Annotated in this window: 27 protein-coding genes; 18 read left to right on the top strand and 9 right to left on the bottom strand. The window is 70.3% G+C overall.

All coding sequences use genetic code 11. From position 1 onward, the window contains the following. Window positions 1–64 precede the first annotated feature (64 nt). On the top strand, window positions 65–979 hold the full coding sequence (locus ACQP2O_RS46845) for an NADP-dependent oxidoreductase (protein WP_433191398.1): 915 nt from the start codon (window positions 65–67) through the stop codon (window positions 977–979). A gap of 7 nt (window positions 980–986) precedes the next feature. Here the strand turns inward: ACQP2O_RS46845 and ACQP2O_RS46840 are convergent, their stop codons facing one another. Continuing rightward, window positions 987–1,583: a TetR/AcrR family transcriptional regulator gene (locus ACQP2O_RS46840; protein ID WP_433176052.1), complete on the bottom strand. Its 597-nt coding sequence runs from the start codon at window positions 1,581–1,583 to the stop codon at window positions 987–989. 67 nt (window positions 1,584–1,650) lie between these two features. On the opposite strand from ACQP2O_RS46840, the gene ACQP2O_RS46835 reads away from it, so the two are divergent. After that, on the top strand, window positions 1,651–2,484 hold the full coding sequence (locus ACQP2O_RS46835; RefSeq protein WP_433176051.1) for an MBL fold metallo-hydrolase: 834 nt from the start codon (window positions 1,651–1,653) through the stop codon (window positions 2,482–2,484). Between the two features lie 49 nt (window positions 2,485–2,533). On the opposite strand, the gene ACQP2O_RS46830 is transcribed toward ACQP2O_RS46835, so the two are convergent. Beyond that, entirely contained in the window at window positions 2,534–3,778 is a 1,245-nt protein-coding gene (locus tag ACQP2O_RS46830; RefSeq protein ID WP_433176050.1) for an MFS transporter, read from the bottom strand. Between the two features lie 68 nt (window positions 3,779–3,846). On the opposite strand from ACQP2O_RS46830, the gene ACQP2O_RS46825 reads away from it, so the two are divergent. From ACQP2O_RS46825 to ACQP2O_RS46815, 3 genes are all read left to right on the top strand, one after another. Further along, a complete protein-coding gene (locus ACQP2O_RS46825; protein ID WP_433176049.1) occupies window positions 3,847–4,353 on the top strand; it encodes a MarR family winged helix-turn-helix transcriptional regulator in 507 nt (168 codons plus the stop codon). Between the two features lie 174 nt (window positions 4,354–4,527). Next, window positions 4,528–5,199, top strand: coding sequence for a response regulator transcription factor (locus tag ACQP2O_RS46820; protein ID WP_141956913.1), 672 nt, complete (start codon window positions 4,528–4,530; stop codon window positions 5,197–5,199). A gap of 60 nt (window positions 5,200–5,259) precedes the next feature. Then, complete coding sequence (locus ACQP2O_RS46815; protein WP_433176048.1) at window positions 5,260–6,540, top strand: sensor histidine kinase; 1,281 nt, start codon at window positions 5,260–5,262, stop codon at window positions 6,538–6,540. Window positions 6,541–6,588: 48 nt separating this feature from the next. On the opposite strand, the gene ACQP2O_RS46810 is transcribed toward ACQP2O_RS46815, so the two are convergent. Further along, entirely contained in the window at window positions 6,589–7,119 is a 531-nt protein-coding gene (locus ACQP2O_RS46810; RefSeq protein WP_433176047.1) for a GtrA family protein, read from the bottom strand. A gap of 255 nt (window positions 7,120–7,374) precedes the next feature. Here ACQP2O_RS46810 and ACQP2O_RS46805 point away from each other — a divergent pair, with 255 nt between their 5' ends. The 4 genes from ACQP2O_RS46805 (at window position 7,375) to ACQP2O_RS46790 (ending at window position 10,843) form a co-directional block, all read left to right on the top strand. Further along, window positions 7,375–8,535 (top strand): 5-(carboxyamino)imidazole ribonucleotide synthase, encoded by a 1,161-nt coding sequence (locus ACQP2O_RS46805; protein WP_433176046.1) that lies wholly within the window; start codon window positions 7,375–7,377, stop codon window positions 8,533–8,535. Beyond that, the gene (purE, locus tag ACQP2O_RS46800) at window positions 8,532–9,014 is read left to right on the top strand and encodes a 5-(carboxyamino)imidazole ribonucleotide mutase (RefSeq protein ID WP_433176045.1); all 483 of its coding nucleotides are present in this window, start codon (window positions 8,532–8,534) and stop codon (window positions 9,012–9,014) included. The genes ACQP2O_RS46805 and purE overlap by 4 nt, the downstream gene beginning before the upstream one ends. A 35-nt stretch (window positions 9,015–9,049) precedes the next feature. Beyond that, window positions 9,050–9,733, top strand: coding sequence for a hypothetical protein (locus ACQP2O_RS46795; RefSeq protein WP_433176044.1), 684 nt, complete (start codon window positions 9,050–9,052; stop codon window positions 9,731–9,733). Window positions 9,734–9,805: 72 nt separating this feature from the next. Next, window positions 9,806–10,843: a DUF2891 domain-containing protein gene (locus tag ACQP2O_RS46790; RefSeq protein ID WP_433176043.1), complete on the top strand. Its 1,038-nt coding sequence runs from the start codon at window positions 9,806–9,808 to the stop codon at window positions 10,841–10,843. Between the two features lie 84 nt (window positions 10,844–10,927). Here ACQP2O_RS46790 and ACQP2O_RS46785 read toward each other — a convergent pair whose 3' ends face one another. Beyond that, entirely contained in the window at window positions 10,928–12,097 is a 1,170-nt protein-coding gene (locus ACQP2O_RS46785; protein WP_433176042.1) for an acyl-CoA dehydrogenase, read from the bottom strand. A 114-nt stretch (window positions 12,098–12,211) separates the two neighbouring features. Here ACQP2O_RS46785 and ACQP2O_RS46780 point away from each other — a divergent pair, with 114 nt between their 5' ends. Continuing rightward, on the top strand, window positions 12,212–13,531 hold the full coding sequence (locus ACQP2O_RS46780) for a UDP-glucose dehydrogenase family protein (RefSeq protein ID WP_433176041.1): 1,320 nt from the start codon (window positions 12,212–12,214) through the stop codon (window positions 13,529–13,531). Window positions 13,532–13,591: 60 nt separating this feature from the next. Further along, window positions 13,592–14,044 carry a CoA-binding protein gene (locus ACQP2O_RS46775; protein ID WP_433176040.1) on the top strand — a complete coding sequence of 151 codons (453 nt, stop codon included), beginning with the start codon at window positions 13,592–13,594 and terminating at the stop codon, window positions 14,042–14,044. Here ACQP2O_RS46775 and ACQP2O_RS46770 read toward each other — a convergent pair whose 3' ends face one another. Further along, window positions 14,045–14,470, bottom strand: coding sequence for a nuclear transport factor 2 family protein (locus tag ACQP2O_RS46770; protein WP_433176039.1), 426 nt, complete (start codon window positions 14,468–14,470; stop codon window positions 14,045–14,047). 123 nt (window positions 14,471–14,593) lie between these two features. Between ACQP2O_RS46770 and ACQP2O_RS46765 the strand changes: the two genes are divergently transcribed. Next, a complete protein-coding gene (locus tag ACQP2O_RS46765) occupies window positions 14,594–15,385 on the top strand; it encodes a TetR/AcrR family transcriptional regulator (protein ID WP_433176038.1) in 792 nt (263 codons plus the stop codon). Between the two features lie 55 nt (window positions 15,386–15,440). On the opposite strand, the gene ACQP2O_RS46760 is transcribed toward ACQP2O_RS46765, so the two are convergent. The 3 genes from ACQP2O_RS46760 to ACQP2O_RS46750 all read right to left on the bottom strand — a co-directional run bounded on the left by ACQP2O_RS46760 (window position 15,441) and on the right by ACQP2O_RS46750 (window position 18,330). Then, window positions 15,441–15,797 carry an STAS domain-containing protein gene (locus ACQP2O_RS46760; protein ID WP_433176037.1) on the bottom strand — a complete coding sequence of 119 codons (357 nt, stop codon included), beginning with the start codon at window positions 15,795–15,797 and terminating at the stop codon, window positions 15,441–15,443. Between the two features lie 21 nt (window positions 15,798–15,818). Beyond that, the gene (locus ACQP2O_RS46755; protein ID WP_433176036.1) at window positions 15,819–16,565 is read right to left on the bottom strand and encodes a hypothetical protein; all 747 of its coding nucleotides are present in this window, start codon (window positions 16,563–16,565) and stop codon (window positions 15,819–15,821) included. A gap of 142 nt (window positions 16,566–16,707) precedes the next feature. Further along, window positions 16,708–18,330, bottom strand: coding sequence for an LCP family protein (locus ACQP2O_RS46750; RefSeq protein ID WP_433176035.1), 1,623 nt, complete (start codon window positions 18,328–18,330; stop codon window positions 16,708–16,710). An 81-nt stretch (window positions 18,331–18,411) separates the two neighbouring features. Here ACQP2O_RS46750 and ACQP2O_RS46745 point away from each other — a divergent pair, with 81 nt between their 5' ends. Next, window positions 18,412–19,428, top strand: coding sequence for a glycosyltransferase family 2 protein (locus tag ACQP2O_RS46745; RefSeq protein WP_433176034.1), 1,017 nt, complete (start codon window positions 18,412–18,414; stop codon window positions 19,426–19,428). Here ACQP2O_RS46745 and ispD read toward each other — a convergent pair. Continuing rightward, window positions 19,391–20,110 (bottom strand): 2-C-methyl-D-erythritol 4-phosphate cytidylyltransferase, encoded by a 720-nt coding sequence (ispD, locus tag ACQP2O_RS46740; RefSeq protein WP_433176032.1) that lies wholly within the window; start codon window positions 20,108–20,110, stop codon window positions 19,391–19,393. The two genes, ACQP2O_RS46745 and ispD, sit on opposite strands and share 38 nt — an antisense overlap. Before the next feature lie 228 nt (window positions 20,111–20,338). Here ispD and ACQP2O_RS46735 point away from each other — a divergent pair, with 228 nt between their 5' ends. From ACQP2O_RS46735 to ACQP2O_RS46715, 5 genes are read left to right on the top strand one after another with little or no spacing between them, the layout of a single operon-like run. Then, on the top strand, window positions 20,339–21,991 hold the full coding sequence (locus tag ACQP2O_RS46735; protein ID WP_433176031.1) for a CDP-alcohol phosphatidyltransferase family protein: 1,653 nt from the start codon (window positions 20,339–20,341) through the stop codon (window positions 21,989–21,991). Continuing rightward, entirely contained in the window at window positions 21,988–22,683 is a 696-nt protein-coding gene (locus tag ACQP2O_RS46730; protein ID WP_433176030.1) for a DUF5941 domain-containing protein, read from the top strand. The genes ACQP2O_RS46735 and ACQP2O_RS46730 overlap by 4 nt, the downstream gene beginning before the upstream one ends. Next, window positions 22,680–23,411 carry a sugar phosphate nucleotidyltransferase gene (locus ACQP2O_RS46725; RefSeq protein ID WP_433176029.1) on the top strand — a complete coding sequence of 244 codons (732 nt, stop codon included), beginning with the start codon at window positions 22,680–22,682 and terminating at the stop codon, window positions 23,409–23,411. Before ACQP2O_RS46730 ends, ACQP2O_RS46725 begins: the two co-directional genes overlap by 4 nt. Before the next feature lie 17 nt (window positions 23,412–23,428). Beyond that, entirely contained in the window at window positions 23,429–24,484 is a 1,056-nt protein-coding gene (locus tag ACQP2O_RS46720; protein WP_433191395.1) for an iron-containing alcohol dehydrogenase family protein, read from the top strand. Further along, complete coding sequence (locus tag ACQP2O_RS46715; RefSeq protein ID WP_360897215.1) at window positions 24,462–25,253, top strand: CDP-alcohol phosphatidyltransferase family protein; 792 nt, start codon at window positions 24,462–24,464, stop codon at window positions 25,251–25,253. Before ACQP2O_RS46720 ends, ACQP2O_RS46715 begins: the two co-directional genes overlap by 23 nt. Window positions 25,254–25,321 lie beyond the last annotated feature (68 nt).

Genomic DNA, 25,321 nt, shown 5'->3' with positions numbered 1-25,321 from the left:
GCGGCTGCCCGAGGCTTGGTCCGTCGGAACGACCACGAGAAAGAACGGAAAGCCGATGAACACCATGCGGGCGATCGTGCAGGACGGGCCCGGCGGCCCGGAGGTGCTGAGAATCGCCGAGGTCGAGCGGCCGGAGCCGGACCGGGTCGAGGTCCTGGTCCGGGTGCACGCGGCCGGCGTGAACCCGGCCGACTGGAAGACCCGCGCGGGCGGCGGTTCGGCGCTGGGCCTCGGGTGGGACGTGTCCGGCGTCGTCGAGGCGGTCGGCCCCGGCGTGACGCTGTACGAACCGGGGGACGAGGTGTTCGGGATGCCGCGCTTCCCGCATCCGGCGGGCGCGTACGCCGAGTACGTCACCGCCCCGCCGCGCCACTTCGCCCGCAAGCCGGCCGGGATCGATCACGTCCAGGCCGCCGCGCTGCCGCTGGCGGCGCTGACCGCCTGGCAGGGCCTGATCGACACGGCGGGCGTGCAGGCCGGGCAGCGGGTCCTGATCCACGCCGCCGCCGGAGGGGTCGGCCACCTCGCCGTGCAGATCGCCAAGCTCAAGGGCGCGTACGTGATCGGGACCGCTCGCGAGGCCAAGCACGAGTTCGTGCGGGGTCTGGGCGCCGACGAGGTCGTCGACTACACGAAGGTGGACTTCGCCGAGGCGGTGCGGGACGTCGACGTCGTGCTCGACACGGTCGGCGGCGACTACGGTCCCCGGTCCCTCGCGACCCTTCGCGACGGCGGCACCCTGGTGTCGTACCTGCCGCCCGTCGACGACCTGCCGGCCGCGGCCGAGAAGCGCGGCATCAAGGCCGGCTGGACCCTCGTCGAGCCGGACTACGCGGCGATGAAGGAGATCGCCGCCCTCGCCGAGGCGGGGAGGCTGCGCGCCGCGATCGACTCGGTGTTCCCGCTGGAGGAGGCGGCCAAGGCCCACGAACACGGCGAGACCGGCCGCACCGCCGGCAAGATCGTCCTGACGGTCTGAGCCCGGCTCATCGGCCGAGCAGGCGGTCGACGGCGCGGCGGGCGCGGGTGGGGGCCGCCGGGTCGCGGTGCAGCTGGATGGCCTGGCCCGCGGCGAGCGCCACGCCGCCCAGTTCGAAGACCAGCTGATCGACGTCGGTGTCCGCGGGCAGGCCACCGGCGTCGACCGCCGTCCGCAGCTCGGCGGCCACGTAGTCGGACCAGCGGGACAGGGCGGTGAGCACGGCGTCCCGGACGGGGCCGGGACGCCCGTCGAACTCGGTGGCGACCGACGTGAGGAAACAGCCGCCGTGCCCGTCGTCCGCCATGTAGTCGATCCACTCCCCGAGGGCGCGCGCCAGCCGATCCGCCCCGGGCTCGGCGCCCGCGACGCGCGCCGGGACCCGGTCGCGGAACTTCTCGGTCGCGGCGTCGAGCGTCGCGAGCTGGAGCGCCTCTTTGGTGCCGAAATGGCCGATCACTCCGGCCTTGCTCATCCCGAGCTCGGTGGCGAGCCGGCCGATGGTGACGCCTTCCAGCCCCTCGGCGGAGGCCAGCGTCAGGGCGCACTCGATGATCCGGGTCCGGGTGGCGGCCGTCTCGACGGCGGACTTGCGCGGGCTCATGGAGCCAGCTTAACCTACCGATCGTTCGCTAAATGCGTACGATCGTTCGGTAGCTAAAGGGGCCACCATGAAGATCCATCACCTCAACTGCGGATCGATGCGCGAGATCGATCCCGCCGACGCCACGGACCACCGGCTGGAACCCGCACGGGCGCTGAACCACTGCCTGCTCGTCGAGACCGACGCCGCGGGCCTCGTCCTGGTCGAGACCGGATTCGGCACGCCCGACGTCGACCGCGCGGAGGAGACTCTGGGCCGGACCTTCCTGGACCGGACCCAGGCGCTGCTCGACCCGGAGGAGACCGCCGTACGGCAGATCCGGCGCCTCGGCCACTCGCCCGACGACGTGCGCCACATCGTGCTGACCCACCTCGACCTCGACCACAGCGGCGGGCTGCCGGACTTCCCGCAGGCCACCGTTCACCTGCACGACGCGGAGTACCGGGCCGCCATGGCCGCGACCGGCGCGCACCCCGAGCACACCCTGCGCTACCGGCCCGCGCACTGGGCGCACCGCCCGCACTGGAGGACGTACGAGTCGCGGAAGGGGGAGTCCTGGTTCGGGTTCGACGCCGTCGAACTCGACGGCCTGCCCCCGGAGATCCTGCTGATCCCGCTCGCTGGACACACCGAGGGACACTGCGCCGTGGCCGTACGGGACGGCGACCGATGGCTCCTGCACGCCGGCGACGCGTTCTACCACCACGGCCAGATCGAGCCGGACGACCGCTGGTCCATGCCCCTGTGGGAGGCGTTGGAGGAGATCACGGAGATCGACCGGCCGCTCCGCGTCGCCAACCAGGCCCGCCTCCGCGAACTCCTGCGCGACCACGGCGACGAGGTCGACGTCTTCTCGGCCCACGACCCCTGGGCCTTCGCGCGTCTCGCTCCGGCGGGCTGATCGTTCATCTGCGGCGCGTCGGTGAGACGGTGACGACGGCGATGACCGCTCATCCTTCCGCCGCCGAGGCGGTCGGCACCGGCTCCTCGGCGACCGGCGCGGGGAGCCGGAGCGTGAGGCGGCGTACGTCGGGGACGGCGAGCACGAGCAGGCACGCGGCCACGACCAGCGCGGCCGTTCCGGCCAGGGCGGTCGACGTGCCGACCGCGACGCCGAGGGGCCCGGCCACGGCCAGGCCGAGCGGGGTCAGGCCGAGCGAGGTGAGCCAGTCGTAGGCCATCACCCGCGACAGGGCGCGCGCCGGGATGTGCTGCTGAACGGCGGTCAGCCAGAGGGAGTTCATGAACGTCAGGCCGCCGAACGCCAGGCCGGCGGCCACGGCGACGAGCGGTGCGGGCGCGCGGGCGGCGAGGAGGGCCAGGGGAAGGCCGAAGACGGCGAGCAGCAGGTTGCACGCGGTCAGCGGACGGCGCGGCCGTACGCGGAGCGCGATCACGGCTCCGACCACGGCGCCGAGCGCACCACCCTGGGTGATGACGCCCCAGGCGACCTGGCCGCCGAGCGACCGTACGGCGACGAGCGGGCCGAGGGTCAGGTAGCAGGAACTCGCGAGGTTCCAGACGGAGTGGACGATGAGGTTGGTCCAGTACCAGCGGTGACGTCGCATCTCGGTCCAGCCGCCGGCCAGTTCCGTCCAGAAGCCCTCCCGGGGCGCGCCCTCATGGCGCACGCGGAGCAGCGCGAGCGTTCCGACGCTGACCGCGAACGTCGCCGCGTCCAGCAGGAAGGCCCAGCCGGCCCCAGCGGTGATCACCAGGGTGGTGGCGATCATCGGCCCGAGCACCCGGCCCGCCTGCCGGGAGAACTGGGTGAGGGCGTTGGCCTGCTGCAGGCGGTCCTCTTCCACGGTGACGGGGATCAGCCCGTCGGCGGCGGGCATGAAGAACGCCGACGCCGCGCCGGACAGCGCCGAGAGCGCGATCAGGTGACCGAGGTGAACGACGCCGGCCAGCAGCTCGAGCCCGATCGTGACCTGGACGAACAGGTTGACGACGTCGGCGGTGAGCATCACGAGGTGTCGTGGCAGGCGGTCGGCCCAGACCCCGCCGGCCAGCACGAGGAGCAGCCGGGGGACGGCGGCCGCCGCGAGCACCGCCCCGAGGTCGGTGGCCGATCCGGTGGCCTGGATGACGGCGAGGGCGAGCGCCACCGGCGTGATGGCGTCGCCGAGGCCGGACAGGGTCTGACCGGCCCACAGCAGCCGGAAGCGGCGGTCCGCGAGAGGGGTGAACACGCCGAAGAGATTACTGCGAAATCGTACTATCCGAAAGCGCATTATCCGATCGGCGGGATACTGAGGGCATGGAGAGGGACTCGGTCGATCGGCACGTCGAGCGATGGCTCCCCGAGTTGCCGGACCTCGATCCGCGCAGCGAGGGCATCGTGACCCGGATGCAGTACATCGTCCGCTACCTGCGCCGGAACAAGGAGCGGGTGCTCAAGGAACGCGGCCTGCAGATGGGCGAGTGGGAGATCCTGCACACGCTGCACACCCAGCGCGAGCTCGGCGAGCCGTACCGCGCCGCTCCGACGGATCTGGCCGACGCCGTCGGCGTGCCTCCCACCACCATGACGAGTCGGCTGGACCGCCTGGAGGGACGCGGCTTCGTCATCCGCGTCCACGACTCGGCCGACCGGCGGCGCCTCCTCGTCGAACTCACGGACGCGGGCCACGCCGCGTGGCTGAGCGCGATGGCCGGCCTGGACCGTGGCGAGAAGGAATTGCTCGCCACTCTCGGCGCCGACGAACAGGACCGGCTGGCCGACCTGCTCCGTCCCCTCATGCGCCACGTCGACGCCCGGACGTGATCCGGCGGACCGCGTGTGCGGTGCGGGCGCGGACGCCGCTGGGCGAGGCGAGGGTATTTACTTTGCATTAGCGCGGTTATCGGTATGTCTGAGGCAGGCCTACGACTGGAAGATCGCAGGTCAAGGCCCCGCTACTACCGAGGAAACGTTCTTGAATAGCTCTACGATCGGTTCATGACCTCAGTTCTGCTCGCCGAGGACGACACGTCCATATCCGAGCCTCTCGCCAGAGCGCTGCGGCGGGAGGGATACAACGTCGAAGTGAGTCCCGACGGTCCGCAGGCTCTCGAGCGGGCTCTCGGGGGTGGGGTGGACCTCATCGTCCTGGATCTCGGCCTGCCCGAGCTCGACGGGCTCGAAGTGGCCCGGCGCGTTCGCGCCGAGGGCCACGGCGTGCCGATCCTCATCCTCACCGCCCGCGCCGACGAAGTCGACACGGTCGTGGGCCTCGACGCCGGCGCCGACGACTACGTCACCAAGCCCTTCCGGCTCGCCGAGTTGCTGGCGCGCGTCCGCGCTCTGCTGCGCAGGGGCAGCACCGAGACGCCGATCGTGCAGGGTGTCCGGATCGACGCCGAATCCCGTCGCGCCTGGATGGGCGACCAGGAGCTTCAGCTCACGACCAAGGAGTTCGACCTTCTCCGCGTGCTGGTGCGCGACGCGGGCAAGGTCGTGACCCGAGAGCAGATCATGCGGGAGGTGTGGGACACCAACTGGTGGGGCTCGACCAAGACCCTCGACATGCACATCTCCTGGCTTCGTCGCAAGCTGGGAGACGACGCGGGCAGTCCGCGTTACATCACGACCGTGCGGGGAGTGGGCTTCCGCTTCGAGCGCGGTGACTGATCGTGTGAACCCGGCGTGACCACCCCCTGGTCACGTCTCGGGCGAAAGAGAGGCACCCCCATGAGGCGACGGCTCCTGCTGTCCACGCTGGCCGTCGCGGTCGTCGCCGTGCTCCTGCTCGGTATCCCACTGGGCTATGCGACCCATCGGCTCCTCTACGACGAGGCCGAACAGCAGGTCGAGCGGGAGGCGGCGACCGTGGTGGCCGGCGTGAACCTCAAACAGGAAGGCAAGCAGTCCATCGTCGGCGATCAGATCGCCAGAGAGTTCCCCAGCCGGTACATCGTCGTCACACTGGCCAACGATCAAGTGATCACGGCCGGCGTCGCGCCGCCCAAGGGCGCGCACGTCATCCGGAAGACCGCCAACGACCGCGGCGTGCGGGTACAGGTCTCCCGGGACGCCGCCGACATCGAGGCGGAGGCCCTGCGCACGTTCCTGCTGATCGGCAGTCTCGTCGTGCTCGGCGTGGGTGTGGCGGTCGGCCTGGCGATGGTCCAGGCGCGAAAGCTCACCCTGCCGCTGATCGACCTGGCCGAGACCGCCGAACGCCTCGGTTCCGGCAACGCGCGGCCACGCCGCCGCCGGTACGGCGTGCCCGAGGTCGACCGGGTCGCGGAGGTGCTGGACCGCAGCGCCGTGCGGATCGCCGACCTGCTGGCCGCGAGCCGTGAGTTCGCCTCCGACGCCAGCCACCAGCTGCGTACGCCGCTGACGGCGCTGTCGATGCGGTTGGAGGAGATGGTCGAGGCGGCGGACTACCCGGAGGTCGTCCGGGAGGAGGGCGCGGCCGCCGCCGCGCAGGTCGAGCGCCTCGCCGCAGTGGTCGAGCAGCTTCTCGCCCGGGCGAAGCACGATCCCACCGGCGACGCGGTCCCGGTCGCCGTCGACGAGATCCTCGACCAGCAGATGGAGGAGTGGGGGCCGGTCTTCCGGCGGGAGGGACGCCGGCTGACGGTGTCCGGCGTCCGGGATCTCACCGCCGTGGCGAGTCCCGGCGGTCTCGCGCAGATCGTCGCGACGCTGCTGGACAACTCGCTCATGCACGGCGGCGGGACGGTCACGATCCACACCAAGGAGACCGTCTCGTCGATCGTCGTGGAGGTCGGGGACGAGGGCAAGGGAGTTCCGCCGGAGCTGGAGCGCCGGGTGTTCGACCGCAACGTCAGCGGCCGATGGCAGGGCACCGGGCTCGGGCTCTACCTCGCGCGTTCGCTGGCCACCGCGGACGGCGGGCGGCTCGAGCTCGTACGCGCGCGCCCCGCGACGTTCGCGATCTTCTTGCGGAAGGCCGACGAGGTCCTGCGGGCGCGAGAGCGCGTCGTCAGCGGGCCGGCCTAGCGGTCTCGGGCCGGGTCAGTGGACCGGCCTAGCGGTCTTGGGCCGGGGTCAGTGGACCGGCTTCGGGACCGCGGGCTCTTCGGGCCGGTCGGCCGGCGCGGGCACCTGGGCCTCGGGCAGGCCGGTGTGCGGGTCGACCGGCGGCGCCGTCGGCGGCAGGAAGACCCACTTCTTGTACGCCCAGTAGCGGAACAGGGTCGCCGCGCCGGTGCCGATGATCTGCGCGACGTTGAACGCCACGCCGTTGTGAAGGTCGAGAACGTAGTGGGTGAAGCCGATGAACACCCAGGTGATCACCAGGCCGACGCCGTTGAAGACGAAGAACAGGACGTACTCACGGCTCAGGCCGGTCTTGTCCCGGTGGCGGAAGGTCCAGAACCGGTTGGCGAAGTAGGAGAAGGTGGTCGCGACGATGGTGCCCACGCCGAACGACGTCAGCGGGCCGACGCCCATGCCCAGATGCAGGGTGTTCGAGATGCCGATGGTGATGATGAAATTGAGCACGCCGATGGTCCCGAACGCCGCGAGTTCGTGGATCAGATGAGCGAATCTTTGATAAAGCCCACTGGCGAAACGCACGAACGTGTGACCTTTCGTTCGAGCTCGGCGGCTGGTCGCGCGCCCCGGCACACCCGGATCTTGATACCCCTGACTTACCAGGTTAGACGCCCTCTCCCGGCGTATGGTTCGGACGGGTTCCGCGAGTACGGCGACACGCCGTCGTGCCAACCCCGACCAACCCATCCCGACCGACCTCCCGGCCTCTCGGCCCGCCCGCGTGTGCTCATCGCCCGGGGAACCCGGTCTCTGAGCACGACGGATAGGCTTCGGGGCGTGACGGACAGGCAAGACATCCCGGTCGTCGGCATGGTCGGCGGGGGACAGCTCGCACGGATGACACAGCAGGCGGCGATCGCGCTCGGCACGCCGCTTCGCGTGCTCAGCGACAGCGCCCACGCCTCCGCGGCCAAGGTCATCGCCGACGTGCGCATCGGCGACCACCGCTCCTTCGACGACCTGCGCACCTTCGCCAAGGGCGCCGACATCGTCACGTGGGACCACGAGCACGTGCCCGGCGAGCACATCCGCGCCCTGGAAGAGGCCGGCGTCGCCTGCCGCCCCGGGTCCGCGGCCCTGCTGCACGCCCAGGACAAACGCGTGATGCGTGAGAGGCTCATCGAGCTCGGTGTGCCGTGCCCGGACTTCGCCGTGCTCGACGACGAGCCCCTGGCGACCCTCGAGGCGTTCGGGCGGGACACCGGCTGGCCGGTCGTGCTCAAGGCGACCCGCGGCGGCTACGACGGCAAGGGCGTGTGGGTCTGTGCGTCCCTCGCCGAGGCCCGTGCCGTCGTCGAGCGCGCCGCCGCCGAGGGCGTCGGCCTGCTGGCCGAGCGGCACGTGCCGTTCCGCCGGGAGCTGGCCGCCCTCGTCGCCCGCTCCCCGTACGGGCAGGGCGCGGCGTACCCGGTGGTGGAGACGGTGCAGCGCGACGGCATCTGCCACGAGGTGATCGCGCCCGCCCCCGGCCTGGACCCCGAGCTGGCCGAGGAGGCCCAGCGGCTCGCGCTCGCCATCGCCGACGCCCTCGGCGTGACCGGCCTCCTGGCCGTCGAGCTCTTCGAGACCGAGCGCGGCGTCCTGGTCAACGAGCTCGCCATGCGCCCGCACAACTCCGGCCACTGGACGATCGAGGGTTCGCGCACCTCCCAGTTCGAGCAGCACCTGCGCGCCGTGCTCGACCTGCCGCTCGGCGACACGACGCCGACCGCGCCGTACACCGTCATGGCCAACGTCCTGGGCGGCGAGGACCCGGACGTGTACAAGCGTTACATCCACGTCATGGCCCACGACCCCGCCGTGAAGGTGCACTTCTACGGCAAGGAGGTCCGGCCCGGCCGCAAGATCGGCCACGTCACCGCACTCGGCGACGACCTGGAGGAGACCCGCGAACGGGCCCGCCACGCCGCCGACTACCTGAGAGGGACCATTACATGACCGTCGGCGTCGTCATGGGCAGCGATTCGGACTGGCCGGTGATGAAGGCCGCCACCGAGGCCCTGGAGGAGTTCGACGTCGCGTACGAGGCGGACGTGGTCTCCGCCCACCGCATGCCGAACGACATGATCGCGTACGGCTCGGAGGCCGCGTCGCGGGGCCTGCGCGTGATCATCGCGGGCGCGGGCGGGGCCGCCCACCTGCCCGGCATGCTCGCCGCCGTCACCCCCCTGCCGGTGATCGGCGTGCCGGTGCCACTGAAGTACCTCGACGGCATGGACTCCCTGCTGTCGATCGCGCAGATGCCCGCCGGAGTCCCCGTCGCGACCGTCGCGATCGGGAACGCCCGCAACGCCGGCCTGCTGGCCGTCCGCATCCTCGCGGCGAGCGACCAGGAGCTGCGCGAGCGCATGGAAGAGTTCCAGCGCGACCTGCACGCCCAGGCCAAGAAGAAGGGCGAGCGCCTGCGCCGCGGCTGACCGGCCTTGTCGGTCATGGGCGCTTGAATGCGCTCATGACCGCTGTCGATCTAGCCCGGCGCCTCCCCGACATCGCGACCGTACGGGCGCTCAGCCAGTCCTTCGCCGTCCTGGACGCGATCCTGAGCCCGGAGGGTTATGCGACCTACGCCTTCACCAGCCGGTGGGGTGAGGGCGAGGAACTCGCCTCGATGAACAACGGCAGCGGAGACGAGTACTCGATCGTCTTCACGCCCGCCGGGGCCTTCATCCGCGGATTCGATCACGAGTCGCCGATGAGCCCATTCGGCGATGACGATTTCGGCACCTGGCCCGGTCTGATCGAGTCGGTTCCCCAGGAGTTCGCCGCTCAGGTCGCCGAGCCGGCCTTCTGCCAGTACGACCTGACGGGCGGCCTGTTCCTGGCGGCCACCGTCTGCATGTGGCGACTGAACGGCGACCCGGCCTGGCACACCGGCGACATCGACTTTCCTCCGGCGCCCAGGACCGACGATCCGGACGGATCAACCTGGATGTTCGATCTGCTGGCCGATGGCACTCCCAAGGCATATCGCGCCTACGCCGCGGACTACTTCGAGGTCGACGTCGACCCGGCCAACGTCCAGCACGTCTTCGAGCACCGCCCCCTGACCACAGACCTCGTCCGGCGCATCAACTCCGACACCGACCTCGCCGCCCTGACCGAGACCCTCGAGACCATCGGCTATCCGCACGCTTGAGCGCCTGACCTTCTTCGCGGCGTCGTGCAACCTTTTCGGCTGTCGATTCACCATCTAGGACTGAGAGAAGACATGGTCCCGCATCACGAACGGCGCGGGCACGTGGCCGAGCACGCGCATGACTTCGCCGAAGTGGCCTTGGCCAACATCGTCCGGGAGTACCCCCACGTCATGCTGCACACGATGATCGGTCCTGAAGATCGACCGCAGCCGCGGGACATCAATCCGGCGTTCTACGGCAGCTTCGACTGGCACTCGTGCGTCGAGATGCACTGGCTACTGATCTGCCTCCTGCGCACCGCACCAGAACAGGTTCCCGGGCAGCGGATCCGCGCGGTGCTGGATCAGCACCTCGCCGCCGAACCGCTGGCGGCCGAAGCCGCCTACATGAGCGACCCCGACCGCAGCATCTACCAGCGCCCCTACGGATGGGGCTGGACCCTGTGGCTCATCCACGAAACGGCCACCTGGGACGATCCCGACGCCCGCCGCTGGACGACCAACCTCACCCCGCTCGCGGACGTACTCACCAGCAACTACCTGCAATGGCTTCCCAAAGCGACCTACCCGGTCCGCTACGGCGTCCACGCCAACACCGCCTTCGGGCTCTCCCGCGCCCTCCCGTACGCTCGCCACCGCGCTCAGCACGGCGACGACGTGCTGCTCACCGCCATCACCAAAACGGCTCACCACTGGTACGGCAACGACCGTGACTACCCCGCCCAGTGGGAACCCGCCGGCGTCGACTTCCTATCGCCCGCCCTGGTCGAAGCCGAACTCATGACACACCTACTGCCGCACGACCGATTCGCGGACTGGCTGGACCGCTTTCTCCCACGCCTCGCCGACCGACAGCCGGCGAACCTGTTCACCCCGGCGATCGTCTCCGACTCCACCGACGGCTACATCGCCCACCTCCACGGCCTCAACCTCAGCCGCGCATGGTGCTGGCGCCGACTCGCCGAAACCCTCGGTGACACCGACCCGCGCACCCCAACCATGCTCGAAGCGGCCCAACGCCATACGGACGCCGCCCTCGCCCACGCCACCGGCACCCACTACGCCGTCGAACACTGGCTCGCCTGCTACGCCGTTCTCCTGCTCACCTGAACACCCGCACCAGGCCAGACGCCAACCCGAACGCGCGACCCCCCTGCATGGTCACCAGCAGGGGGAGCCTCGCAGTTCAGGAGCCTATTTCAGGAGTTGGCGGGCCATCACCACGCGTTGGATCTGGTTGGTGCCTTCGTAGATTTGGGTGATCTTGGCGTCGCGCATCATGCGTTCGACGGGGTAGTCCTTGACGTAGCCGTAGCCGCCGAGTAGCTGGACCGCGTCGGTGGTGATCTCCATCGCCGCATCCGAGGCGAAGCACTTGGCGGCGGAGGAGATGAAGGTCAGGTCGGAGACCTTCGCGCCCTCCATGGCCCGTTCGGACTTGGCGGCGGCGGCGTAGGTGAGCTGGCGGGCCGCCTCGAGCTTCATGGCCATGTCCGCGAGCATGAACTGCACGCCTTGGAAGTCGCCGATGGGCTTGCCGAACTGCTTGCGTTCCTTGACGTAGCCGATCGCGTAGTCCAGGGCGCCCTGGGCGATGCCGAGCGCTTGGGCGGCGATGGTGACGCGGGTGTGATCCAGGGTGGCCAGGGCGGTCTTGAAACCCGTGCCCTCGGCGCCGATGATCCGGTCGGCGGGGATCCGTACGTCGTCGAGGATGACCTCGCGTGTCGGGGAGCCCTTGATGCCGAGCTTCTTCTCCGGTGCGCCGAAGCTCACACCCGGGTCGTTCTTCTCGACCACGAACGCCGAGATGCCGCGGGCACCCTGGCCGGGGTCGGTGACGGCCATCACGGTGTAGTAGTCCGAGACACCCGCGTTGGTGATCCACCGTTTGGTGCCGTTGAGCACCCAGTGGTCTCCGTCACGCACGGCCCGGGTCTTCATCGCCGCCGCGTCACTGCCCGCCTCCGGCTCCGACAAGGCGTACGAGAACATGGCCTCGCCGCGGGCGACCGGGCTCAGGTAGCGTTTTTTCAGGTCCTCGGAACCCGAGAGGAGGATCGGAACGGTGCCGAGCTTGTTGACCGCCGGGATCAGCGAGGAGGCGGCACAGGCCCGGGCGACCTCTTCGATGACGATCACGGTGGCGAGGGCGTCGGCGCCCACTCCGTCGTAGGCCTCGGGGACATGCACGGCGTGCAGGTCGGCCTGCACCAGCGCGTCATAGACGGCCTGGGGAAACTCCCCGGTCTCATCCGTCTCCGCCGCCCGCGGGGCGATCTTGTCATCGGCCAGCGAGCGCACCGTCTCGCGGAGCATCTGGTGCTCTTCAGAGAGTTCGTACAGAGGAAAGTCTCTGGTCATACGCCGATCGTACGCGGTAAACCTACTCGCCAGTAGGGCCGGTAGCATGCCGAGCGGCCCGTGGGGAGGAAGACGGGGTTCGGGCACAACACACTTTGGAAAGGAGGCGGGACCTTGGCACAGCGCTTGACCGTGATCGGTACCGGTTACCTGGGCGCCACCCACGCGGCTTGCATGGCCGACCTGGGCTTCGAGGTGCTGGGCGTGGACGTGGACGCCGAGAAGATCGCTCGGCTGACACGCGGCGACCTCCCGGTCTTCGAGCCGGGACTCGAGCCGGTCCTTCGCCGCAACCTGGAGAACGGCCGGCTGCGGTTCACCACGTCCTATGAAGAGGCCGCCGAGTTCGGCGACGTGCACTTCATCTGCGTGGGAACGCCGCAGAAGCCGGGCGAGTACGCCGCGGACATGAGCTACGTCGACGACGCGGTGAACTCCCTGGCGCCGCTGCTCACCCGGGCCTGCGTCGTGGTCGGCAAGTCGACCGTCCCGGTGGGCACCGCGGAGCGGCTGAGCAGGCGGATCTCGGAGCTGAGTCCCGCCGGAGACGTCGTCGAGCTCGCCTGGAACCCGGAGTTCCTCCGTGAGGGCTACGCCGTCCAGGACACGCTGCACCCGGACCGCATCGTCGTCGGCGTTCGCTCGGACCGCGCCGAGAAGATCCTGCGCGAGGTCTACGCCCCGATGATCGCTGAGGACGTCCCCTTCGTCGTCGCCGACTTCCCCACCTCCGAGCTCGTCAAGGTGTCCGCCAACGCCTTCCTCGCGACGAAGATCTCGTTCATCAACGCGATGGCCGAGGTCTGCGAGGCGGCGCACGCCGATGTGACCAAGCTCTCCGAGGCCCTGTCCTACGACGACCGGATCGGCGGCAAGTTCCTCGGACCGGGCCTGGGGTTCGGCGGAGGCTGCCTGCCCAAGGACATCCGGGCGTTCATGGCCCGCGCCGGCGAGCTCGGCGTCGACCAGGCGCTGTCGTTCCTGCGCGAGGTGGACGCCATCAACATCCGGCGCCGCATCCGCATGGTCGACCTGGCACGTGAGCTGCTGGGCGGCTCGTTCATCGGCCGTACGGTCGGCGTGCTCGGCGCGGCGTTCAAGCCGAACTCCGACGACATCCGCGACTCGCCCGCCCTCGACGTCGCGACCTCCATCCGCGCCCAGGGCGGCCAGGTCACGGTGTACGACCCGCAGGCGCTCGACAACGCCCGCCGGGCCCACCCGGACCTGCACTACGGAGAGTCGGCGATGGACGCCGTCGCCGGCGCGCACGTCGTGCTGCTGCTCACGGAGTGGAAGGAGTTCCGGGAGATCGACCCGGAGGTCCTCGGCTCCGCGGTGGCCGAGCGCAACATCGTCGACGGCCGCAACGCGCTCGACCCCGAGCGCTGGCGCGCCGCCGGCTGGCAGTACCGGGCGCTGGGCCGCCCCTAGCCCGCAGCCGGGCGGCCCGTCGCCGGGAAGGCGACGGGCCGCTTGGTGGTTTGCAGGATCATGAGCGACTCTTACGCCGATGAAGCCGTCACCCGCCGGGTGCTGCTCGACTCGCGCACGTGGGCGTTCGTCGGGTTGCGCGACAACCCCGGCCGCACCGCGTACGACATGGCCCAGCTCCTTCAGTCCCGGGGCAAGGCGATCGTCCCGGTCCATCCGGCCACTGAGACCGTCCTCGGCGAGCCGGGCGTGTCCTCGCTGGCCGATGTGACGCAGCGGGTGGACGTCGTCGGTGTCTACCGGCGGGCCGCGAACGCGGGCGAGGTCGCCGACGAGGCGATCAAGCTGTTCGGCTCGTACGGTCCGCGGCGGGACGGTGAAGTCCGGGCGGTGTGGTTCCCGCTGGACGTGATCGACGAGGCCGCCGCGCAGCGCGTACGCGAGGCGGGCATCGACGTCGTCATGGACCGCTGCCCGGCCATCGAGTGGGCGCGCCTCGGCCTGCCCCGCTGATCACCTTCCGAGGACTTCGGCGATCTCATCGCGGAACTCCGCGCCGGCGAGATTGTCGCCGTAGTCGCGCGAGTTGACGATCAGGCCGTCCCTGACCCGGATCACCATGACGTACGAGGAGACGAGCGGCCGGCCGGACCGGGTCATCGTGCCGTGCAGGGTGTACTCGGCGATGACCACCTCGGGGTCCGAGGTCTCCCAGAGGACCAGCGGCTCGACCTTGGTGAAGCTGCGCGCCGGGGCGACGGCCTTGAACCGGGCGCGGTGACCCTCGCGTCCTTCGAAGCGCTCGGGGATTCCCGGCGGGGCGAATGGGATCTCGATGACGGCGTCCGGCGCGTACAGGTCGGCGACGTCATCCCAGGCGTTTTCGGCGGAGGCTTGGAGGAAACGCTCGACGACCTGACGGGGTGTGGCAACGGACACGGAAGACTCCAGGGGAGAAGAGCCCTAGGGCTCGTGGATAGAATCGGAGCGATCGCTCCGGTTGAGACGTTACGGAACATGCGCTCCGGTTGTCAATCGGCCCGCGGAGGGAAGAGAGGTGGCATGTCCGGATCCGTCGACTCCGGGACGGGAGAGCGGCGAGCGGACGCCCGGCGTAACCGTGCTCGTGTGCTGCGGGCCGCTCAGGAGGTGTTCGCCGCCGACGGGCTCGCGGTGCCCCTGAGTGAGATAGCCCGGCGAGCCGGGGTCGGGCCGGGAACGGTGTACCGCCATTTCGCGAGCAAGGAGGCGCTGTTCGAGGCGGTGGTGGCCGACCGGCTCGCTCGCCTCGTCGACGAGACCGCTGCCCTGGCCGCCGACGACGATCCAGAGACGGCGTTCTTCGCCGCCTTCTCCCTGGTCGTGGAGCGGGCCTCGCTCAACAGGGCGTTGTGCGAGGCGCTCATGGACCGTACGGGGCGGAGCGTGGAGGTCGCGGCCGAGGACCGGGAACGCTACCGCGCCGCGCTCGCGGCGCTGCTCGAGCGGGCCCAGCGAGCCGGAGCCGTACGCGCCGACGTGACCGTGGACGACGTCCAGCGGCTCGCTCGCGGCTGCATGAGCATGGAGCGGGAAGGCTCATCCGGGCGGGCCACCGCGATCGTGTGTGACGGACTCCGGTCGTCCCGCCGGGAGCGTCCGGCCGACCTGCCGCCCGTAACGAAACAGGCGCCCGAGGTGCGTAACGAAACTCGGCCGGAGGTGACGCGTGCGCGGTCCGCCGTGAAGACGGCGGGCTGTGCGGAGTGCGGGGCGCCCATCGAGACGGCGCACACCGGGAGGCCGGCCCGGTTCTGCGGGGCGGCCTGCCGACAGAAGGCGCACCGCCGACGTACGGCCGGCCGGACTGATTGAGACGTTCAGGGCCTGTCTCACCGCGCAGTAGGACAGCGGGGCTTCGAGACAGGCGCTAGAAGGCCGCAGCGCCGGCGCGGGCTCCGAGGGCGTCTTCGACGGTCGCATGGACGGGGAACGCGGCGGCGATCCCGGTGATCTCCACGACGCGGGCGGGGCTGCGCTGCAGCGCAGCCAGGCCGGGCGTGCCGCCGAGCCGGCGCGTCCTCTCGCAGGCCATGAGCAGGACTCGCAGGCCGCTCGTGTCGAGGAACGTCAGCTCGGCGAGGTCGAAGACCAGGTCGTCGCCCTCATGCAGGATCTCCGGGAGCCATGCCTCCAGTTCGAGCGCGGTGAGGGCGTCGAGCTCCCCACGGGCCGAGACGACGGTGGTTCCGGGCAGGCGTCGGTGCGTGAGCGTCAGCAGTTCCATGGGTGGGCTTCTCCATCCACGTCAGTGGGGGCGGCGCATCTCGCGGGTGCCGCCGTCCTCGTCGTCCGGCGGGGTGAAGAACGACCGCTCGCGCTGCGCCCGCTCCGGCTCGTACAACGGCACGTCGAACTCCGTCTGCCCGTAGGCGGTGGCGGGCGCTTCGGAGGACCCGTAGACGTGGACGTCCCCCGGCTCTGCCGTCCCGTACGCGTCGCGCGGCGTCCCGTACGCCGGGGTGCTGCCCTCGTCGCGCGCGGCGGCGTGGCGGCCCCGGCCGCTGGACGTGGAGCGTCGCGGCGACTCCTCGGACTCGGGCAGGCCGTACTCGTACGCCGGGTCGGCGTCATCGCCGGACCAGGCCCGCCACCGCGAGGGGAAGAACGACCCGAACAGCAGGCCGACGCCGACGAACAGGATGAACCCCTCCTCCTCCAGGCCGGCGAGCGTGACGCGCTGGCCCTTGAGGGGGAAGCGGTTGATGAGGTCGGTGGTCGTCTTCTGGGAGATGAAGAACAGCACGCCGGCCGCGGTGAGGATCAGTCCGCCGAGCAGCGAGCCCAGCGGCGACAGCCGTGAGGACATGAGCAGGGCGAAGACGATGGCGGCACCGGCCAGCAGGCCTCCGCCGAGCCACTTGTCGGTCGTATGGCCCTGCATCACGAAGCCGTGCTGCAGGCGATACGTGCCGAAGATCAGAAGCCCGGCGAGAGCGGCCGTGAGGATCAGCCCCAGGAGGAGTCCCCAGGCGTGGCGGGCGCCGTTCGACATGGATGTTCCTCCCAGTGGGCGGCGACACCGGCGGTGGTCGCCGGTTCACCAGCAGGCTAGTGGCCCGACGAGCTGGGAAAAAGAAGCATCTTCCGGACAGGGTGATCTGACTTCGCCGGTCATGCCGATCTCACCGGCCTGGTCACGTGCACAGGTTCTGCGTGGCCGTCTTCGCGTTCACCTGCTGCTGGGAGTCGCCGGCGGGCGCCTTCGCGGGCGCGCTGACCGTGACCTTCTTCGCCCCGGACCAGGAGGATCCGACCACCACCTGCAGCCGGGACCCGAGCCCGGCCACCTCCTTCAGCCGTGCTCCCGGGATCGCCGCCTTGAGCGTCTTCGCCGAGTCCTCCCGGCCCGGGGAGTACTGGATGACGGTCGTCTCGACCCCGTGTCGCGTGCCCAGCACCACGCTCGCCCCGAACCCCGCGTCGCGCAGGTCACCGGCGGCCTTGGCGGCCAGCCCGAGAGTGCCGACGCCGTTGATGACCCGGACGTTGATGTCGCGCGGGGCCACGGTGAGGCCGCCGGACCTCGCCGACGCGGTCGGGGAGGCACTGGCCGGGGAACTCGGCGAGGCCTTCGGCGCTTCGACGATCGGCTTGTCCCGCTGGATCTGGTCGAACAGCCGCCCGGCGGCGTTGTCGTCCCACAGCACGGTGGACTGGCGTACCCCGGCGATCGGCGTCAGGTAGTTGCTGTTGGCCAGCGGCACCGTCGTGAAGGCGATGCCGTCCGTCGAGATCCCCTTCATCTGGGTGGCCAGCGACGTCAGCGTGCCCTTCGACAGCTCCTTGTCCGCCCGGATCGTGCTCAGCGCCGCGCTCAGCACGGCCGGGTACTTCGTCGGGTCGGTCAGTGCCTTGTGCGCCACGGAGGACATGAACTGCTGCTGCCGGTTGATCCGGCCCAGGTCGCTGCCGCCGGTCAGGGTGTAGCGGGCGCGCGAGTAGGCGAGCGCGGTCTTGCCGTCCACGGTGGTCTTTCCCGCGGGCAGTTGCAGGCCGCTCTTGGGGTCGTTGATCGGCTGGCTCGTGCAGACGGTGACGCCGCCGAGCGCGTCCACGACCTTGATGAAGCCCAGGAAGTTGATCTCGACGTAGTGGTCGACGTGCACGCCGGTGGCCCGCTCGACCGTCTGTACGGCGAGCGTCGGCCCGCCGTACATGTAGGCCCAGTTGAGCTTGCCCTGCCGCTCGCCGATCTCGGTGCCGCGGGCCCCATCGCTGCCGTTGGACTTGTGGGACGGAATGGTGACGAGAGAGTCACGCGGCAGACTGACCACGGTGATCTTGTCGTGCTTCGAGGAGACGTGCACCAGCATCATCGTGTCGGAGCGTTCGCCGTCGGCCCGGCCCAGGTGCAGGTCGCTGATCTGCTGGGGAGTGAGGCCCTCACGGCGGTCGACGCCGGCCAGCAGGATGTTCATCGAGCCCTCGGGCCCGGAGTCGGGGCGGTTCTTCAGCCCCTCGAAGGCGTTGACGCGCCGCACACTGCCGAGGACATAGTCCTGGAACGCCCAGCCGCCGCCGGAGAACAGCAGCACCGCCGTCGACAGCACGCCCGTCGTCACCAGGTAGCGGCGCTGCCGCCGCGCGCCGTCCGGTGCCACGTCCGTCCTGCGGGCGCGGCGCTCGACGCGCACGTGGGAGGACTCGGCGTCGCCGAAGGCGACGCCTTCGACCTCTGCGGCGTCCTCTTCACCCGGAGCACCCGGGCGGGGGCGGAAGTAACGCTCCTGCGGGTCGGACTCCTCGTCGTGTGCCATGACGGCTCGCCTCTCCGGGGGGTGCGAAGTCTTGCCTTCATTGCGGCGTTCCTCGCGTTCGTACAGTACCGTGGCGCCGTCATGAATCCCTCGCCCAACACACAGGTCGCCCGAAACCGCGTTTGGCCGGCCGTGTCAGTGATCATGCCCGTGCTCAATGAGGAGCGGCATCTCGCGGAGGCGGTCAGGTCCATCCTCACCCAGGACTACCCGGGTGAGCTGGAGCTCGTGATCGCTGTCGGGCCCTCCCGCGACCGTACGCAGGAGATCGCCGAGAAGCTCGCGGCCGACGATCCGCGCATCGTCGTCGTCGCCAACCCGACGGGCCGTACCCCCAACGGCCTGAACGCCTGCATCCAGGCGTCGCGGCACGACATCATCGTCCGGGTCGACGGCCACTCGCTGCTGCCGTCCGACTATGTGCTCGCGGCCGTCGAGACGCTCGAGGAGACCGGCGCGGACAACGTCGGCGGCATCATGGCCGCCGAGGGCGTCACGCCGTTCGAGAAGGCCGTCGCCCGCGCGATGACCACCAAGATCGGCATCGGCAACGCGACGTTCCACATCGGCGGCGGGTCGGGCGAGGCGGAGACGGTCTACCTCGGCAGTTTCCGGCGCAGCGCCCTCGACCGGGTCGGCGGGTACGACGAGACGTTCGTCCGCGCGCAGGACTGGGAGATGAACCACCGCATTCGCCAGACCGGCGGCAAGGTCTGGTTCACGCCCCGGATGCGCGTGACCTACCGTCCTCGGCCCGACATCCGGGCGCTGGCCAAGCAGTTCTTCCACACGGGCAAGTGGCGGCGCGTCGTCGGCCGCGAGCACCAGGGCACCCTCAACCTGCGCTACCTCGCGCCGCCGCTGGCCGTCGTCGCGATGGCCGCCGGCGTGGTGGCGGGCGCCGTCGGCTTCTGGCCCGGCTGGATCATCCCCGGCGGATACGCCGTCCTGATCCTCGCGGGCTCGGTCGCGACCGGGCGGGGCCTGCCGTTCTCGGCGTGGGTGCGGCTGCCGGCGGTGTACGCGACGATGCACGTCGCGTGGGGCCTCGGCTTCCTGCTCAGCCCGCCGAGCCTGGGGCGCTCTCCCGAGCGGTGATCTGTTCGGCGATCAGGAGATCGACCGGATGTGTGATCTTGATGTTCTGCTCGCTGCCCGGGACGACCTGGACGGGGATCTCGGGCAGGTAGCGGTGCACCACGCCGCAGTCGTCCGTCGGCGGGCGCTCGGCGAACGCCGGGTCGGCCAGCGCCCGCTCGTACGCCGCGCGGATCGTCGCGAGCCGGAACCCCTGCGGCGTCTGGAAACGGCGCAGCCGGTCCCGTGGCGGCATCTCCACGACCCGGTCGCCCTCGACCACGACGACCGTGTCGGACGAGGGCACCGCCACCGCGACGACCTCTTCGTGCTCCAGCGCGGCGACGCAGTCGGCGATGATCCGGGCGTCGACGAACGGGCGGGCCGCGTCGTGGAACAGCACACGTGCGTCGCCCGGCCGGTCCTCCAGCGCGGCCAGGGCCCGCAGCGTCGACTCGGTACGGGTGGCGCCGCCCTCGACGACACCGGCGACCTTGGTGAACGGCTTGGCGATCACCTCCGCCTCGGCCACGTGCCCGGCGGCCATCACCACGAGGACCTCGTCGATGTCCGGCGCCGAGTCGAACGCCTCGATCGCACGGGCGAGAATGGGGCGGCCGCCCACCGTCGCCAACTGCTTCGGCGCGCCCAGTCCCAGCCGCAGACCCGTTCCACCGGCGAGGACGACCGCAATGGTGCTCATGTGCCCGCACTTTACTGTCCGCCACGTACACGGTGAGGGCCCACCGCGCGTCGACAGCGGTAACCTATGGGGACCTTTGCCGCGTCACCCGGCTGAACGGATGTTTACGGCGAGGAGGCGGCGCCGTGACGGTCGCGGTATGGTCGGCGCTCGCATCTCACGGCTCTGCCGGAGAAAGACCCCCACCCCAGACCTGAGGACTACAGACATGATCTTCGGAGGGTGCCGATGACGTTGGCAGTGGTTCTCGCGACCGAGGCGGTCGCGTCCGGGTCCACGCCGACGGCCGGCCTCACGCTCCCGGGCGGCGGCCCCGTAGTCGCCCGTGTGCTCGCCCAGCTCCAGTCCCTCGACGTCGCCGACCGCCGCGTGATCGCCCGCCCCGAGTTCGCCGAAACGCTCCGGGAGGAGGGCTGCGAGGTCGTCGAGTCCAAGGGACTCGCCGACGACCTGCGCGAGATCGCGCGCGTGGCCCGTGCGGCGAAGGAGCCGATGCTCATCGTGCACGGCGACGTCGTCGCCCATCGCGAGGTGTTGGCCCGGCTCGTCTTCAACTCCAAGGCCCCGGCCTCCGCCGTCGTCGCCCGTGTCCCCGTGGACGACGACGACCTCACCCGCCCTCTCATCCGGATCGGCAAGGGCCGCATCAGGTCCGCCGGATCCCCGTACCACCAGGTGACCGACCCGAACGCCGTCTTCCGCGGCGTCCTGCGCGTGTCCGAGGAGGAGACCGCCACCCTCGCGCAGGTGGCCGAGAAGCTCGCCGAACTGGCCGACAAGCCGGACGGCTTCACGGAGATCAGCCCGATCCGCCACCTGTGGCAGGACCCGAATGACACCGGGGACGCCGAGATCGAGCAGGCCGACGGCGACTACAACAGCGCCCTGGCCACCACCCCCATCACCGGAGACGACGCGCCGGCACTGCTCGTCGTCGGACTGGTGCGCTCGGGCGTGAAGGTCACCGGCCGCGGCAACAGCGTCCTGCTGTGCGAGCGGGTCCTCGACCAGACGCAGGCCGACGCGGCCCAGCGCGCCATCGACGCCGTCAACGAGGACGACGTCCGGCTCAGCGCCGCGGTCAAGAACAACGACGGCTTCTTCACCACGTATGCGGTCAGCACGTACTCCCGCTACATCGCCCGCTGGTGCGGCAAGCGCGGCTGGACGCCGAACTTCGTCACCGCGATCTCGATGGCGATCTCGGTGGTGGCCGCGTACTTCTTCTCCACCGGTCAGCGGTGGGGGATGGTCCTCGGCGGCGTGTCGCTCTACTTCGCGTTCGTGTTCGACTGCGTGGACGGGCAGCTGGCCCGCTACACCCGCCAGTTCAGCACGCTGGGCGCCTGGCTCGACGCGACGTTCGACCGTGCCAAGGAGTACACCGTGTTCGGCGGCCTGGCCGCGGGCTCGACCGCCGCGGCGGTCGGCAGCTCGGTGCACGGCGGTGACGTGTGGTTCCTCGCCGTGACCGCCATCACCGCGCAGACCTGCCGTCACATGGTCGACTTCGCCTTCGGCGCGTCGAAGCGGCGGACGCCTCCCGAGCCGATCCCGATCGTTCCGCTCGGCAGGCCGGACGACCGCGTGCTGGACGAGCCGGAGCCGACGAAGAGCCGCCCGAAGGGCAGTGGCCTGAGCCACCTCGCGGTGTGGCTGTCCGCGCGCTCGGAGAAGGTCCGCGTCTTCCACTGGTTCAAGAAGATGATCGTGCTGCCGATCGGCGAGCGGTTCGCGCTGATCGCACTGACCGCCATGTTCTTCAACGCCCATGTGACGTTCATCGCGCTGCTCTCGTGGGGCGGCGTCGCCGCCTTCTACACGGTCGCCGGCCGTTTCCTCCGTTCCCTTACCCAGCCCAGGGCGGTGGCAGCAAAATGAGTGCAGTGGTTCCTGGCATGTCGCCGGCGGGTGATCAGCCCGCTCCCGCCCATGCCCCCGTCCCGGACGCCGAGCTCGCCTACCACGGCAGCCGGCTGGTCGCCTACCGCGACGACGGCCCGATCGCCCACGCGCTCGGGCGGCTCACCAAGGGACAGCTTCCGCCGTTGCTCCCGCTGCTCGTCGCGGGTATCGTCACCGCGATCCTGCTGGTGGCCGGGGTCAACGGCCAGACCAGCCCGGCGGTCTTCGCCCCGGTGCTGGTGCTGCTGCTGGCGGGCCCGGGCTCCACGCATCCGCACAGCGGACGGCTGGACTGGTTCGTGCCGCCGCTGATGCGGGCGATCGAATACGGCTACCTGGCGACGCTGGCCTTCGCCCACGACGTTTCCAAGCCGCTGGTGTACGCCTTCCTGTTCGTGCTGGCCTACCACCACTACGACACCGTCTACCGCACGCGGCAGCGGCTGTGGCCGGCCAAGTGGGTGTTCGTCGCCGGCCTGGGCTGGGAGGGCCGCATGCTCATCGCGGCGGTCGCCACGCTCCTGGGGAAGCTGCCCATCGTTCTGGCGGTCCTCGGCGTCTACTTCCTGCTGCTGTTCGGCATCGAGAGCGTCTACACCTGGGTGCGGACCGGTACGGGCAAGGGCGTCATGGTCAATCTCGAGGAAGAGGAGGAAGCCGGCTCATGATCGGTATGGTTCTGGCCGCGGGAGCGGGGCGTCGGCTCCGTCCGTACACGGACACGCTGCCCAAGGCTCTGGTGCCGGTCGACGGTGAGACGACGATCCTCGACATCGCGCTCGGCAACCTCGCCGAGGTCGAGTTGACCGACGTCGTCATCGTCGTCGGGTACCGCTCGGAGGCGGTCGAGCAGCGCAAGGCCGCGCTGGAGAGCCGGTACGGCGTCTCGATCACACTGGTGCACAACGACAAGGCCGAGGAGTGGAACAACGCCTACTCCATGTGGCTGGCCCGTGACCACTTCGCCGACGGCGTCCTGATGGTCAACGGCGACACGGTGCACCCGGTGAGCGTGGAGAAGACCCTGCTGGGCAACCGCGGCCCGGACATTCTCCTCGCCGTCGACGACCAGAAGAAGCTCGCCGACGAGGAGATGAAGGTCATCCTCGACGGCGACGGTCACCTGCAGCGCATCACCAAGCTGATGGACCCGTCCGAGGCGGCCGGTGAGTACATCGGCGCAACGCTGCTGGAGCCGGCCGCGGCCGGGCCGCTGGCCGACGCGCTGAAGGCCACCTGGGAGCGCGACCCCGACCTGTACTACGAGGACGGCTACCAGGAGCTGGTGAACCGCGGCGGCAAGATCTCGGTGGCCCCGATCGGCGCGGTCGACTGGGTCGAGGTCGACAACCACGACGATCTGGAGAAGGCCCGCCGCATCGCCAAGGAATACTGATGCCGCTGCTCACGCGGATGCTCCCCGCGCCGCTGTCGATCGACGTGCGGCGCGGGGCCATCGCCCATCTCGGTGAGCTCCTCGCCGACCGGCGAATCGCCACCGAGGGCCGCGTCGCCATCGCGGTGGGCCCGGGGCAGGGCGACCAGATCGCCGAGCACGTACGGCCGAGTCTGCAGGCGTGCGAGGTCTTCCACGTCGACGGCGGCACGGTGGACGCCGCCATGGCGCTCGGTTCGCGCCTGCGCAGCGGCTCGTACGAGGCGGTCGTCGGCATCGGCGGCGGCAGGACCATCGACGCGACCAAGTACGCCGCGACGCTCGCCGGCATGCCGATGGTCTCCGTCGCCACGAACCTCTCCCACGACGGCATCTGCTCGCCGACGGCCTCCCTCGAGCACGAGAAGGGCAAGAACTCCTTCGGCGTCGCGATGCCGCTGGCCATGGTCGTCGACCTGGACTACGTCCGCGCCGCGCCGGACCGTCTCGTACGGGCCGGGATCGGCGACGTGCTGAGCAACTTCTCCGCGGTCGACGACTGGCTGCTGTCCAACCGGGAGCAGGGCGACCCGATCGACCGGCTCGCGCTGACCCTCGCCCGTACGGCCGGCGAGGCGCTCATCTACCAGCCGAAGTCGATCGAGTCGGACGAGTTCCTCACCGTCCTGGCGGAGGGCCTCGTGCTGTCCGGCATGGCGATGTCGTTCGCCGGCTCCTCACGCCCGGCCAGCGGCGGCGACCACGAGATCCTGCACGCCATCGACCACCTCTTCCCCGGCACCGCCAACCACGGCGAGCTGGCCGGGATCGGTGCGGCCTTCTGTTATCACCTCCGCGCGACGCATCTCGGTGAGGGCTCCGAACGCCTCACGGAGATCGTGGCGAGCCTGGACCGTCATGGACTCCCCAAGACTCCGCATGACATCGGTCTGACCGAGGAGCAGTTCGCCGAGGCGGTGGCGTACGCTCCCCAGACACGGCCAGGCCGGTACACCATTCTCGAGCACCTCGGACTCGACGAGGGCGCTGTGCTGAAAGCGGTACGCGAATATGTCGGCACCTTCGCTGGCTGAGGTCCGGGCGGGCGGTCAGCCACCCGGTCTCAAGGATCGACGGAACGAAGAGCACTGGGCGGGGCGGCTGTACATGCGCAGCATCTCGCCCTTCTTCAGCTGGATCTTCATCCGGATCGGGTTCAGCCCGAACCAGTTGACCTACATGATGATCGTCTGCGGCATGCTCGGCGGTGTGGCCGTCGCGGTCGACGGCCGCGGCACGGCGGGCCTGGTGTGGGCGATCGTCGGCGCCGTGCTGATCCAGGCCTACCTACTGCTGGACTGCTCCGACGGCGAGGTCGCGCGGTTCCGCAACCGCACGTCCATCACCGGTATCTTCCTCGACCGGATCGGGCACTACATGTCGGAGGTCGCGCTGCTCGTCGGCCTCGGCGTCCGAGCCCAGGGCGCGTGGGAGAACGGCGGCTACGTCGAGCTGGGCCTGCTGGCCGCGCTGGGCGCCGCCCTGATCAAGGCCGAGACCGACAACGTCGTCGTCGCCCGGGCCAAGGGGGGCATGCCCGCCGAGCCGGTGAGCGGCGACCGCGCGCTGCGCCCGGAGTCGACCGGCCTGGCGCTGGCGCGCGAGGCCGTCTCGATGCTGAAGCTCCACCGCATCATCGGCGCGGTCGAGCTGTCCCTGCTGATCGTGGCGGCCGCGGTCGTCGACCACCTGACGCACGGCCTGACCGCGACGAGGGTCCTCGCCGTCGCCGTGGCGGTCGTGGCCGTCCTGCAGACAGGGCTGCACTTCGTCAGCATCGTCGCCTCCCGGAGGCTCAAGTGAACAAGGTCGCGTTCCGGAGGCTCAAATGAACGAGACGGACCCCAGCGGGGTCCGAGTCGAGTCGGGGA

Origin of the sequence: Actinoallomurus sp. CA-150999 (genome assembly GCF_050942425.1) — a bacterium.
Taxonomy (GTDB): Bacteria; Actinomycetota; Actinomycetes; order Streptosporangiales; family Streptosporangiaceae; genus Actinoallomurus.
This window is presented reverse-complemented; position numbering and strand designations above follow the sequence as displayed.